Origin of the sequence: Gilliamella sp. App4-10, assembly GCF_001690495.1 — a bacterium.
Classification (GTDB): Bacteria; Pseudomonadota; Gammaproteobacteria; order Enterobacterales; family Orbaceae; genus Gilliamella; species Gilliamella apicola_G.
Genome location: NZ_LZGS01000039.1, coordinates 20,732 through 34,879, shown reverse-complemented (window position 1 = coordinate 34,879; position 14,148 = coordinate 20,732). Strand labels below are relative to the sequence as shown.

At 36.3% G+C, this 14,148-nt stretch carries 11 protein-coding genes; 10 read left to right on the top strand and 1 reads right to left on the bottom strand.

Going from position 1 to position 14,148, the window contains the following annotated elements; genetic code table 11:
- The first annotated feature begins 13 nt into the window (after positions 1–13).
- The 4 genes from A9G23_RS08660 to A9G23_RS08645 all read left to right on the top strand — a co-directional run bounded on the left by A9G23_RS08660 (position 14) and on the right by A9G23_RS08645 (position 4,393).
- On the top strand, positions 14–964 hold the full coding sequence (locus tag A9G23_RS08660) for an ABC transporter permease (RefSeq protein ID WP_065587234.1): 951 nt from the start codon (positions 14–16) through the stop codon (positions 962–964).
- A complete protein-coding gene (locus tag A9G23_RS08655; protein WP_065587233.1) occupies positions 961–1,755 on the top strand; it encodes an ABC transporter ATP-binding protein in 795 nt (264 codons plus the stop codon). Before A9G23_RS08660 ends, A9G23_RS08655 begins: the two co-directional genes overlap by 4 nt.
- Positions 1,756–1,980: 225 nt before the next feature.
- Positions 1,981–3,654 carry a C4-dicarboxylic acid transporter DauA gene (gene dauA / locus A9G23_RS08650; protein ID WP_065587232.1) on the top strand — a complete coding sequence of 558 codons (1,674 nt, stop codon included), beginning with the start codon at positions 1,981–1,983 and terminating at the stop codon, positions 3,652–3,654.
- A gap of 193 nt (positions 3,655–3,847) precedes the next feature.
- The gene (locus A9G23_RS08645; RefSeq protein WP_065587231.1) at positions 3,848–4,393 is read left to right on the top strand and encodes an HdeD family acid-resistance protein; all 546 of its coding nucleotides are present in this window, start codon (positions 3,848–3,850) and stop codon (positions 4,391–4,393) included.
- 129 nt (positions 4,394–4,522) lie between these two features.
- Here A9G23_RS08645 and rsgA read toward each other — a convergent pair whose 3' ends face one another.
- On the bottom strand, positions 4,523–5,551 hold the full coding sequence (rsgA, locus tag A9G23_RS08640; protein ID WP_065587230.1) for a small ribosomal subunit biogenesis GTPase RsgA: 1,029 nt from the start codon (positions 5,549–5,551) through the stop codon (positions 4,523–4,525).
- A gap of 79 nt (positions 5,552–5,630) precedes the next feature.
- Between rsgA and orn the strand changes: the two genes are divergently transcribed.
- From orn to A9G23_RS08610, 6 genes are all read left to right on the top strand, one after another.
- A complete protein-coding gene (gene orn, locus A9G23_RS08635) occupies positions 5,631–6,194 on the top strand; it encodes an oligoribonuclease (RefSeq protein ID WP_065587229.1) in 564 nt (187 codons plus the stop codon).
- Positions 6,195–6,199: 5 nt separating this feature from the next.
- The gene (gene waaA / locus A9G23_RS08630; protein WP_065587228.1) at positions 6,200–7,471 is read left to right on the top strand and encodes a lipid IV(A) 3-deoxy-D-manno-octulosonic acid transferase; all 1,272 of its coding nucleotides are present in this window, start codon (positions 6,200–6,202) and stop codon (positions 7,469–7,471) included.
- Between the two features lie 9 nt (positions 7,472–7,480).
- Positions 7,481–8,476, top strand: a complete 996-nt coding sequence (gene hemH, locus A9G23_RS08625; RefSeq protein ID WP_176700611.1) for a ferrochelatase — start codon at positions 7,481–7,483, stop codon at positions 8,474–8,476.
- Positions 8,477–8,671: 195 nt separating this feature from the next.
- Entirely contained in the window at positions 8,672–10,003 is a 1,332-nt protein-coding gene (locus A9G23_RS08620; RefSeq protein WP_065587226.1) for a CoA-disulfide reductase, read from the top strand.
- 93 nt (positions 10,004–10,096) lie between these two features.
- Entirely contained in the window at positions 10,097–11,518 is a 1,422-nt protein-coding gene (locus A9G23_RS08615; RefSeq protein WP_065587225.1) for a cation:dicarboxylate symporter family transporter, read from the top strand.
- Positions 11,519–12,092: 574 nt separating this feature from the next.
- Positions 12,093–14,144 (top strand): WG repeat-containing protein, encoded by a 2,052-nt coding sequence (locus A9G23_RS08610; protein ID WP_141674926.1) that lies wholly within the window; start codon positions 12,093–12,095, stop codon positions 14,142–14,144.
- Positions 14,145–14,148: the final 4 nt, after the last annotated feature.

The following is a 14,148-nucleotide window of genomic DNA, read 5'->3' as shown; positions in this document are numbered from 1 at the left end:
ATGGATTTTTTTCATGTCTTTTGAATTTTTATTAGGCTCAATTGGAATTGGACTTATTTATGCACTAGTGAGTTTAGGTGTATTTATCTCCTTTCGTTTACTTGATTTTCCCGATCTTACTGCAGATGCCAGCTTTCCTCTTGGTGGCGCAGTATGTGGATTGTGCATTTATGTAGGCATCGATCCTTGGATCGCAACATTATTAGGTATGTTTGCTGGCTGTCTTGCTGGCGCGATGACAGGAATATTGTATGTGAAGCTCAATATTCTTCAATTATTATCAAGTATTATTGTCATGATAGGGCTCTATTCTATTAATTTAAGAATATTAGGTATTGGGCCTTACGTGATGGATGAAACAACTCGACTAGCCGGCTCACCTAATCTTTCTTTACTTGATGCCAAAACAATATTTTCACCATTTATTGCTGAAGACTACAGTAATCAATATTTTGTGCAACCCCTTATGATATTAGGATTTGTGCTTGTATTTTGGATGTTACTAAATCTATTTTTAAATACTCAAAAAGGACTTGCCTTAAGAGCAACAGGCACTAACCCCCGAATGGCAAAATCTCAAGGTATACCGACAGATGGCATAACCATTTTGGGTATGGCAATTTCAAATGGTTTAATTGCGCTAGGGGGTTCCCTTTTTGTGCAAACGCAAGGCAGTGCCGACATTACCATTGGTGTTGGTACAATTGTAATTGGTCTTGCCTCAATTATTATTGGTGAAAGCCTCTTCCCAGCTAAACGTATTTGGACTGTGATGCTAGCCGTTATTTTCGGCTCTATTTTATATCGTTTATTCATTGCCTTTGCACTTAGTAATGAATTTTTACAAGAAATCGGTGTCGGAACAGAAGATCTCAATCTAATCACAGCAATACTTGTTGTGCTAGCTCTAGTTGTGCCTAAGCAATTAAAAAAACACGCCAAAATAAGAGGGAAGTCAGCATGATTAAAGTAGAACAATTGCAATTAACCTTTAATCGAGGCACGCCTATCGAAAATCATGTTTTACGTGGGTTAAATCTTAATATCAGTGAGGGAGAATTTGTCACTATTATAGGCAGTAATGGAGCCGGAAAAAGCTCATTTCTTAATGTGATTAGTGGTGATTTACTTGTTGACTCTGGTCATATTGTCATTAATGGACAAAATGTCACTCGCTGGCCAGCATGGAAAAGAGCCGGTATGGTTGCTCGCGTATTCCAAGACCCTATGGTTGGAACTTGTGAAAACTTAACAATCGAAGAAAATCTTGCCATCGCCTATAACCGTGGACATCGTTTTAGGCTATCTCCAGCTCTTAATCACGAAATCAGATCAATATTTAAAGAAAAACTGGCCACTTTAAATTTAGGTCTTGAAAATCGATTATCAGATATGATGGGATTACTTTCCGGCGGTCAAAGACAAGCTATTAGTTTGTTAATGTCAACTTTACAGCCATCTAAAATATTATTGCTTGATGAACATACAGCAGCACTTGATCCAAAAACCGCACAGTTTGTTTTAGAACTCACCAATGAAATTGTTTCAAAAAACCAATTAACCACCATGATGGTTACTCATTCGATGAAACAAGCATTAGAGTATGGCACTAGAACAGTGATGCTTCATCAAGGGCAAGTCGTGCTTGATGTATCTGGAGAACAACGAGCTAAATTAACTGTAACTGATTTATTAGATATGTTTGAAAAAACACGCGGTGAAAAAGTTACCGATGATGCGTTACTTTTAGGTTAACAACACATAAAAAGCAATATTTGAAAAAAATATTGCTTTTTATATTGCATAACAACAAAATAAATTATACCTATCAGGTGATAATTTAATCAAGCCATACCAGCAAAAGCAACAAAAGTTTTTTTACAAAAAAGAGGATTATTTTCAAAACACACTTTTATTTTTTGTAAAAAAGATTATCTTATTAGGAATTTAAGATAACTTCCCTTTAATTAAACAAAAATAATGAAATTATATGGCCTTTCTGGCACCAAAATTAGCTGTGCATTTATATCTGCATGTATAAGTACTCCTTATAACACAACTCGTTTTATCAAAGATCTAATAGCCGGAATAACTGTTGGTATAATTGCTATACCACTAGCAATGGCACTAGCAATCGCTAGTGGTGTACCACCACAGTATGGGCTATACACCGCAATTATAGCGGGCTTTGTGATTGCATTAACGGGTGGGTCACGTTTTAGTGTTTCAGGCCCTACTGCGGCATTTGTGGTTATTTTATACCCTGTATCGTTACAATATGGATTATCGGGATTACTCGTTGCAACATTACTGTCCGGCATATTTCTTGTATTAATGGGATGTATTCGATTAGGACGTTTAATCGAGTACATTCCATTACCCGTGGTATTAGGATTCACATCAGGAATTGCCATAACTATAGCGACCATGCAAATTAAAGATTTTTTTGGTTTGACGCTTGAGCATATGCCAGAAAGCTATATTGAAAAAGTTATTGAGTTAACGAAAACGCTACCCACCATTCATATTGCTGATACCATAGTCGGTATAGTGACACTAATGGTGTTAATTGTATGGCCAAAACTTAAAGTCAAAATATCGGGGCACTTACCGGCACTGGTTGCTGGCATTGCTGTCATGTTTATTTTTAATCAATTTGGTTATCAAATTGAAACCATCGGTTCACGATTTACCTATACGCTAAACGATAATACAATAGGTCACGGCATACCCTCTGTATTACCAGAATTTGTTTTACCTTGGCAGCATGCTGAATTTAAATGGGATTGGTCAACACTGACCGCCTTATTACCGATTTCGCTAACCATGGCAATGTTATGCGCAATTGAATCACTACTTTGTGCTGTCGTATTAGATGAAATGACTCACACAAAACATCATTCAAATAGTGAACTTATTGGTCAAGGTTTAGGAAATATTATCGCGCCCTTTTTTGGTGGGATTTCAGCAACTGCAGCTATCGCAAGGTCGGCGGCAAATGTCAAAGCGGGAGCGACTTCGCCGATTGCTGCCGTGTTGCATTCACTCGTTGTGTTACTTGCACTGATCTGCTTTGCACCCGCATTATCATTTATTCCACTTTCTGCTATGGCAGCATTATTACTTATCGTGGCATGGAATATGAGTGCAGTTCAACGCGTCATTTACATTATTAAATGTGCGCCAAAAGATGATATTTTAATTATGCTTATTTGCATGTCGCTCACAGTACTATTTGATATGGTGATTGCAATTACACTTGGGATTGTGCTGGCATCAATTTTATTTATGCGTCGTATCGCTCGAATGACTCGGTTAGTTGAACTTAATCGCAGTGACAACAAAACCTTGGTGTTACGTATTAATGGGCCACTGTTTTTTGCTGCTGCTGAACGCACATTTTTAGAGATATATCAAAAGATTAATGGATATGAACACATAGTACTACAATGGGATGCGGTACCTATTCTTGATGCTGGTGGACTCAATGCTTTAATACATTTTATCGATGAATTACCTGAACATGTTGATCTATCAATTTGTGAATTACAATTTCAACCATTAAAAACATTAGCTCGCGCCAAAATTGTTCCTATTTCTAACAAACTCATGTTCTATTCAACGTTAGATGAAGCACTGAAAGATAAAAGCTAATTCACAATTTAGCTTTATTATATTGACTAATTTATATACGCAGTGAAAGTTTGCATAAAATCGAATTACTGCGCAATAAATTGTACCTTCACGACCTTTCTTTTCATTTACTAATCGCTGTTGACAGACTATAAGTCTTAGCAGTGGTTTGAATTTGAAATCCAAAATTAACTCATAAAAATAGGTAAATAACATGATATCTAACGAAAACAATTTCCACGCTCTTAAAGAAAAATCAAGCTGGTTTATTTTAGTCGGTGTTATTTTAATTGTATTAGGGTGCTTAGCATTAGGTTATCAGTTCATTGCTACCGTTTTTTCTGTCTATTTTATTGGCTCATTAATTTTAATTGCAGGACTTGCCCAAACATTACATTCTTTTAGCATTAAAAGTTTTGGCCAATCAGCCTTATGGGCAGTAATGGGTATTTTATACATATTTATTGGTTTAATGTCATTTCTCAAACCTGTTGCTGTTTCATCTGCCTTAACATTAGTGATGTCGCTCTTATTAATGATGAGTGGCTTTACACAAATATTTTCCGCTATGATCAACCGTAATTTACCTCGTTGGGGATGGGTACTCATTTCCGGTATGATTACATTAATTTTGGGTTTTATGGTTATTATAGGATGGCCGTATGACAGTCTTTGGATATTAGGTATGTTTTTAGGTATTGACCTTGTCTTCCAAGGTTGGGCATATGTAGCTATCGGCTTTGCACTAAAAAATCGTTAATAACTAATATTGTTTATTTTGCTACTCACAATTTAAATTTCACAGCTTGTGAGTAGCAACAAATAATAATCTCACCTATCTTTACTAAACTAACTAAAATTAAAATTTTTTAATTTTGATTAAAGCTTATTACTTATAGCTTTTATTCGTTTTTGCCTTTACCTCTTGCATTGTCTGTAAAATTCGATGATAGTTATCAAGCCTTGATGGAGCAATTTGGCCGTCTTGCATTGCTTTTTGTAGCAAACAACCTGGCGTATCGAGGTGATTACAATCACGAAAGTGGCAACCACCTAAATAATTGTCAAATTCTTTAAACCCCCTAATTACCTGTTCTGGCTCTAAATGCCATAAGCCAAATTCGCGGATCCCTGGTGAGTCAATAATATCGCCACCATTTGGTAAGTGGTAAAGCCGAGAGGATGTGGTTGTATGTTGACCAAGACCTGATATTTCTGAAATACCTCCAGTCATCACTGATTGTGATTGATGAGGTAACAGTAAATTAATAATACTTGATTTACCCACACCAGATTGTCCAACTAAAATAGAAACCTTACCTTGCAAGGCATCTTGCAATACCGCAATACCTTGTTGATTTTGGCATGAAATATATAATAATTGATAACCAATATGAGTATAAATCGCCAATTGTTTTTCAACATCAGCGCGTTGCTGATCATTGAGTAAATCAATTTTGTTTAAAACAATAATCGGTTGTATATCAGTACTTTCACAAGCCACTAAATAGCGATCGATAATATTTAGTGATAGTTCTGGCAAGACAGCCGAAATAATCACGATTTGATCAACATTTGCGGCAACAGGTTTAACACCATCATAAAAATCAGGCCGAACAAGTTCCGAATGCCGAGGATGAACCGCTTCAATGATACCATTGGTATTCGGCTCTAAACTTTCGCGCCACAAAACTTTATCGCCAGTGACTAACGACGGTAACGTGCGCCGAATACTACAACGATAAATAAGGCCTGCATCATCTTCGACATCAGCCGATTTACCAAAACGACTTATCACCACACCATCACGAGGGGATGAAAAATTTGATAGACTTTCATCTTGTTTTATAGCTAATCGTTGCTGATGTTTTGCCGCTACGCGCCTTTTTTGATTTTGGGAGAGTTGATTTTTTGCCATAGCACTCATTTTTTACTAAAACAGATTGTCAGTTATGCTACACTACTCAGTATCAAAAAGAAAATGTCTATCGCAAATTATGAGCAAACAATCACAAATTAACAGTAGCAATCTTATTTGGATCGATCTTGAAATGACAGGACTTAATCCAACCACTGATCGCATTATTGAAATTGCAACCATTGTTACCGATTCTAATTTAAATATCCTTGCTGAAGGACCAGTCATTGCCGTGCATCAATCTGATGAGCAATTAGCATTAATGGATGAGTGGAATCAAAATACCCACGGCAAATCAGGACTCATCGAGCGTGTTCGCACAAGTACCATTAGCGAACAACAAGCCGAACAACAAACCATCGAATTTTTAAAACAATGGGTACCTGAAAACAGCTCACCAATTTGTGGTAATACCATTGGGCAAGATCGTCGTTTTTTATTTAACTATATGCCTAATTTAGAACGTTATTTTCATTATCGTTATTTAGATATTAGTACAATTAAAGAATTAGCTAAACGCTGGAAGCCTGAAATGTTAAAAGGGATTAGCAAACAGAGTTCGCACCAAGCGCTCGATGATATTCGTGATTCGATTGCCGAACTGGTTTATTACCGCGAGCACTTTTTTGATCTAACCCAATAATTAGCATGCAAATTTTATATACTGTTTTATTATATTTGATTCAACCCTTTGTTTGGCTAAGGCTACTTTGGCGTAGCTGTAAAGCGCCTGCTTATCGTAAGCGTTGGCTTGAACGCTATGGTTTTTGCCAAAATAAAGTTGAATCTAATGGTATTTTACTGCATGCCGTATCAGTGGGGGAAACGATTGCCGCTATCCCACTAATCAAAGCATTGCAACAACAATATCCTAATTTACCTATCACCGTGACCACCATGACACCAACAGGCTCAGAGCGAGTGAAATCGTTACTCGGTGATAGTGTTTATCATGTCTATTTACCTTATGATTTGCCTTGCGCAATAAATCGTTTTTTAAAAACCATTCAGCCAAAATTAGTGATTATTATGGAAACTGAGCTTTGGCCTAATTTTATTTGTCAGTGTTACAAACGAAATATTCCGCTGGTTCTTGCCAACGCTAGATTATCAGAACGATCAGCTAACCGATATCGCAAACTAGGACGGGCGATTAGCCATTTACTATCAAAAATCAGCACCATTGCCGCACAAAATAAGCAAGACGGAGAGCGTTTTGTATCACTGGGTTTGCCGAGTGATCATTTAGCCATAACCGGCAGTATTAAATTTGATATTGATTTAACGGCTCAACAGCAGCAAAAAATTGCAATGCTAAAACAACAATGGCAATTAAATCGCCCTGTCTTTATTGCTGCAAGTACACATAGTGGCGAAGATGAAATCATCTTGTCTGCCTTTGAACGATTATTACAAACATACCCTGATTTGTTATTAATCGTTGTTCCCCGCCACCCAGAACGCTTTAAAACCGTCGAAAAATTAATTAATGACCGCGGGTTAAATTATATCAACCGCAGTAGCAACCAAGTTCCGACTAAACAAACACAAGTCATTTTGGGCGATACAATGGGAGAGTTAATAGAACTTTATGGCATTGCCGATATTGCCTTTGTTGGAGGTAGTTTAGTGAAGCATGGTGGGCATAACCCATTAGAGCCAGCACTCCACCACATCCCAATCATTAGTGGCGAGCACTTTTTCAATTTTAAAGTTATATGTGAACAGCTCATTTCAGCTAACGGGATGATCATTTGTGCTAGCTCAGCAGACGCTCTTTATTCAGCGGTTAATACGCTTTTGGAAAATAAAAGTAATAGTCAGCAAATTGGCGAACAGGCATATCAAGTATTAAAACAAAATCAAGGGGCACTAGATCGGCTGCTTAACATTATCAACCATTATCTTTGCTCAAAATAAGGATTGCTTGTGGAAAAAAAACAAGGACTATTATTGGTTAATCTAGGCACGCCAAGTGCGACAACGCCAGATGCAATAAAGCAGTATTTAACCGAGTTTTTGCTCGATCGGCATGTCGTTGATTTGCCAAAGCTGTTTTGGTCTCCCATTTTAAAGTCTCTTGTGATACCCAAACGAGTACCTTATATTATTCACCATTACCAAAAAATTTGGATAAATGGCGCATCACCTTTATTGCATTATAGCCGATTATTATGTGATAAATTACAACGTCATTTACCGAATATACAATGTGAATTAGCCATGACTTATGGTGAACCGGATATTCAATCGGCATTGAATAACCTTCGATCATGTTCAAAAATTACCGTATTACCACTCTTTCCGCAGTATTCCACAACCACAACTCTTGCAGTACTTGATAAACTCAAACAGATTATTGCCTCTGATCAAATCATTGATAATATCTGTTATATTCGTGATTATGCTGATCATCCAAGCTATATCAATGCACTTTATTTACAAATTAAACAGGCTTTTCAAGATCAAGGAGAGCCTGAAGTGCTCGTGCTTTCTTATCATGGTATCCCAGAACGTTATATTCACAAACGAAAAGAGGATTACATTGAACGTTGTGAAATGACCACGCAGTTATTAATCGAAAAATGTCGAGCAAATGGCCTAAATCGACCAATCCAAATGGCGTATCAATCAAAATTTGGTAAAGGTAAATGGGTTACACCAAGTACCAGCGACACACTACGAGCATTGGCACAAAGTGGCGTTAAAAACGTGCACGTCATCTGCCCAGGTTTCTCGGTAGACTGTATTGAAACACTTTATGAAATTGATGAAGAAAATCGAGAACTGTTTTTTAATGCAGGCGGAAAAACGTTTTATTATATTCCCGCATTAAATGAGAGCGACTTACAAATTAATTTAATCATAGCGTTAATCAATCATACTCAACCAATTATATTTAAAAACTTATACGCAAACACATAGTTTCCTGAAAAATTTTGACAAAAGCCATTTGACTTAAAAAGATTATACAAAGTTGGTAATTGTTAACGTTCAAATGATTTAACTTTTAAATTAACAAATATTAAGGCTAAATAGCTATCTATCTCCCCAATAATTTATGACGTATGATAGGATATTATTAATCATTGAATATCTGAGCACTGAGGAGAAAATTAAGTGAAAATCATCATCATTGGCGCTCAAGCCGCAGGTGCAAGTGCTGCCGCAAAAGCTAAAAGAATGAATCCAGAGGCCACCATCCGTATTTATGAAAAATCGAATATTGTCTCGTTTGGCGCTTGTGGTTTACCCTATTTCATTGGTAACCACTTTACTGATGCCAATGAAATGATATCTCGAACACCAGAACAATTTCAAAAAGATAGTATTGAAATTAAAACGTTACATGAAGTCATGGCAATTGATGTTAATCAAAAAAAATTAACCATTAAAGATCACAATACTGGACATTACTTTGATGACAACTACGATAAATTGTTATTGGCGGTTGGTGCAAGTCCTATCATGCCTGCTTTTAAAAATGGTCAGCTAAAAAACATGTTTACATTACGCGATCTGCACGATGGATTAGCAATCAAACACGTATTATCAGACCAAAACACCCAAAATGTTATTGTTGTCGGTGCTGGCTATATTGGGCTTGAAATCGCTGAATCGCTGGTCGCTTTACAAAAAAAGGTTAAATTGATTCAATTGGATGACAGAATCCTTGTCGATGCGTTTGATGAACAAATTACCGACCTAATTGAAGAAAATATTAAACAACATTGCGACCTACACTTGCAAGAACGAGTACTTGGTTTTGAAGGCACACACAATGTCACGCATGTGATTACCGATAAAGGACGATATCCCGCTGATATAGTTATTATTGCAACAGGCGTAAAACCAAACAGTGATATCTATAAAGATCTTGGCATCAACACACTTGAAAATGGTGCCATAATGACTAACAGCTTAGGGCAAACCAATATTGCCGATATTTATGCTGCTGGCGATTGCGCCGCGCTTTACCATAAAGTGAGCCATTCAATGGTATATATCCCGCTCGCCACAGGAGCAAACAAGCTTGGTAAAATTGTAGGCGAAAATTTAGGTGGCGGACATTGTGAATATCCTGGCACTATTGGCTCGTCAGCATTAAAAGTTTTTGATATCGAAGCAGGGCGCACTGGTTTAACTGAAAACGAAGCCAAAAAAGCTGCAATCCCCTATAAAACTGTTATAGTTAAAGATAAAAATCACAGTAATTATGTTGCTGGACAAACAAGTATAACAGCCAAACTTATTTATCATGCCGATACACGCGTGATTTTAGGTGGACAAATAGCGGGGGGGCCTGGCGCGGTATTAAGAGTGAACACGTTAGCAACCGCTGTATGGGCGAATGTGAAAATTGATGAATTAGCCATGATGGATTTTCTGTATGCGCCACCCTTTTCCAGACCTTGGGATATTTTAAATATTGCTGGCTCTATAGCCAAATAAGTAGCATTAATGTATTTATAGTTAAACATCAAGTCATGTGATTAAACATAGATTGTTAACCAGATAATTGAATTATCAAAAGAGAGGCTAATTATGTCAGATGCCATTTTTCAGGGAACTTTTTTTGAAAAGTTCCTATCAATTACTCATTATCAAACTCTCATTGGTATTGGGCTAATTCTTATCTGTTTTTTTTCGGTGATGAAACCGTTACAAGATAAAAAAGTCAATTTTTCAATTCGTATGTTAGTTGGCTTAATCCTTGGTGCTGTGCTTGGCTTAGGCATACAAGCTGTAGCAGGCTTTCCTGATACATCAACCCTCTGGATGCAAGAAACCGCAACATGGTATGGGCTATTTGGTCGAGCATTTATTGCCTTTATCCGAATGCTAGTGATACCACTTATTTTTGTATCGATTGTTAAAGTGATTCTCGACTTTTCGGGCAAAAAAAATCTACCCCAAATTGCATTTAGAGGGATTTTTTGGTTACTGTTTACAACAGCCATTGCCTGTATCGTTGGTATTTTGCTAGCAAATCTATTTGCATTAGGGGAAATAAGCTCAAGCCCTGTACATCAAGCCCAAGCAAAACAATACACTAATATTATTGATACCTTTGTGAATCTAATTCCAAGTAATATTATTGCATCAATGGTAAATGAAAACATTGTTGGATTAGTCATCTTCTCGGCGTTAATGGGGCTTGCCGCCAATCGAATGGAAAAGAAGAATCCACAACCTATTGCGCTATTTAAAACATTTATCGAAGCGCTTTACAAAATCGTCATGTCAATTGCGATGACAATCATTAAATATATGCCTTACGCAGTCATTGCGTTACTGGCTCGCACCATTATTTCTAATGGAATACCGGCCATTATTCAAGTTTCAAGCTTTGTTGCCGCTATCTATATTGCCACATTGATTATGCTAATTGTGCATGTCGCCATTGTCACGATTCATGGTATTTCACCAACCATGTTTATAAAAAAAGCACTAGGAACATGGTTATTAGCCTTTACTAGTCGCTCATCAGTGGGCTCATTACCTATGACTATCTCAACGTTAACCGTTCGAATGGGAGTGAATACCGGCACTGCAAATTTAGTCGGCTCACTTGGCAGCACTATGGGAATGAACGGTTGTGCTGGTTTTTTCCCTGCTTTACTTGCCGTGATGGTAGCCCATATGGTTGGCATTGAAACGAATATCCAGTTTTATATTATGCTTGTCATTGTGGTGGTTATTGGTTCAATCGGCATCGCCGGCATTCCCGGCACAGCAACGGTTGCGGCAACCGTTGTTTTATCTGGTATGGGAATGGCTGAATACTTCCCATTAATTGGGATGGTTTTAGCCGTGGATCCAATTATTGACATGGCACGAACCTTAGCCAATGTATCTGGCGCCATGACAGCGGCTGTGGCAACCGATCGTGAAATTGGCCTTATGGATATGGCTGTGTATAACGATCCCAATATCACCCTTGAAAATGAGCCGTCAGAAGTTTGACGGCAATGAGAAAGTTGTTCTAACCTGATGTAGGTATTAATTTCAAAAAACAACAAAAAAACTTAAATAAAATCAATTGCTTTTCTGACTATTTTTTAATGAGCGATTAAAATTTTTTGGGTAAAACAGAAATTTCTAAAAGCTTTTTATCCAAAGGAAAATCAATAAAGCTTTTTTTACTCGTATCATCGATGATACGAGTAACGCAAGGGGCAATTTATTTACATAACTATCTGTTAACCCTAACATAATCACTTATTCATCCAAAATTCAAACGTCCGACACAACCCTTTCTCCCCCACAACAAAAACTTCTTACTCCCTATAAAAAGTAAATAAAAATATTGATTTTATCCATGTTTTTTTTGTATTTTTTATCCCAAAACATCCTCCCACCGAAACTAACATACCCATTTCAAAATTTCTATTTAAAAAATAACAAGAAATCAATCTCAGTTTATTTTAGAATTAAATATTAATAATCATTAACTTTGCTTTACCATTATTCAATAAACGCTAACCGTAAATAATGAATAAATGGAATATTGTTATTACTGAGGAAAGGAAATAAATAAGTGATAAAAAAAAGATTAAAGAGCGCTTTATATCTAATAAGTTTGGCTTGCTTTTCAATGTCGTCGTATGCTGATGATGCAAGACTTTATGTGCCTTATAAGAATTTGTTACTTGATCGTAGCGGTAAGGTAATTGTCGATAATGAGGGGAATGGAAACTCAATAACTTATAGGGATCATTATTGGATTATACAAAAAAGTAATGATGTTTTTCTTAATAATTTTAAGCAAGTTAATAACTTTGAATATTCTTTTGATAAACAGGGTGATATTTTAACTTTCAAACCCGGTGGGTCGTTAACGTATTTAGGTAATGAAAGAATGGCTTATGACTATCAAGATACCGAGGTATCGGTTTTAATTGATACCGATGGTCATTTAATTACCCCCAAAGGCGTTTATTATAAAAAAATCAATCCATTTAATAATGGTTACGCCGAAGTAAAAACACAAGATAATAAACAGGGGTATATTGACTTGCAGGGGCAATTTGTCAGCAAGAATCCCAATGAGCTAAACACCAAATACAATCCACATTGCCAAGACGCCACCCTCGATAAAATCATGCAGCTTTGTAACAAAAAGAACAGCAAATACCTTATTAATAAAAAAACCGGTAAAGAAGTGGATATCGGTACACGAGCATGGGAGATGAGTAGCTATTATTTTAATGATAATGTAGACCTTTCTGGTCAATATTTTTGGGTGAAAAATTATCAAGATAATTATATGGTATATCAACTTTACGATTACGAAGGGACAATGCTCTATGAAAATAGCTTTTATCAAGTCGCCCCTTTTTATGGTTCGGTAAGTTGGGTTAAAAAGGATAGTAATGAAGATAAGTACCGTTTAATTAATGCTACAGGCGAAACTCTCGACAAATACGATAACTATAGTACCGTTCAAGTCGGTGATCATGTGCTGTTTTACGCTAAAACCAAATTACCAGAAAAAGACTATAAAGATGGGGGATTTTTAACCAAAATTTTGGATCAAGATGGTCATGTTTTATTCTATGAAGATAAAATCGATGAAACTCAAAACAGTGCTTGTAAACAAGATTTGATCGTTTTAAAAGATCCCCAAAATAACATTGTATGGCCTTTAGACATTGAAAAAGAGTGCTTATTAAACCGATATGTGAATGAATCGGTCGAAAGAGATACTTGGATGGATAAAAAAAATAAGGTCGTTGACATCCCTAAAGATAAAATAGGTGAAATTGTCAGCTATTTTGCTGCTAAAAAACATAATGAAAACACCGATATAATAAATCACACCGATAATGAAACCTATTTAACAGGCCCTGAAACGGTTAATATTGAGGGTATTGCTGATTTAACTATACCAAAAGGTTATATTTATTATGAGAACCCTTTTCTTGAAAAGAATTGTAATCGTTTTTTGATGCCTGCATACAGCAATAATAATCAATTGTGTATTTCTGTACATAATGTTGGCTATATTGATTTAAAGGCAGAAAAAAAGCAATTTGATGATCCTCTGCGTCTGCAAGAAATAAAAAATCATTTACAACGCAAAGTGATAAATTACCACACTCGCTATCAACATTTTGAATGGTTAATAGAGCCACAATTAGATGTTGAAAACCACACAATGAAATTTGGTTATCGTTATATCTTTGAACGTATCCGCGAAAATAACAGACAAGGAGTTATTACCGGTCAGATTATTGCTCAAGTCATTTTTGTTAAAGATCATATGATTGTTTTAACCAACACCCCTAACAATATGTTAGCTAATTCTGCGCTAATCGAATTTGATTGGGCTAAGCAAATTAAAGCACGACCAGAATATCAATTTGATAAGCAACCTGTTTATCGCTGTAGTCAATTTGCGTTAACAGATTCGGCACTTTCTATAGCAAATTTTGATTATCTGAATAAGGGACGTTGCTTTCCAATATCATTAACTGAACTTATTGATGCAACGGAACAACAAAATGATTCAAAAGAATTAACTAACTTGCAAAATGCATTGTTTTTTGAACCATTTTATTATCATTCTGATACAGGTATAGGGCGTTAAAACT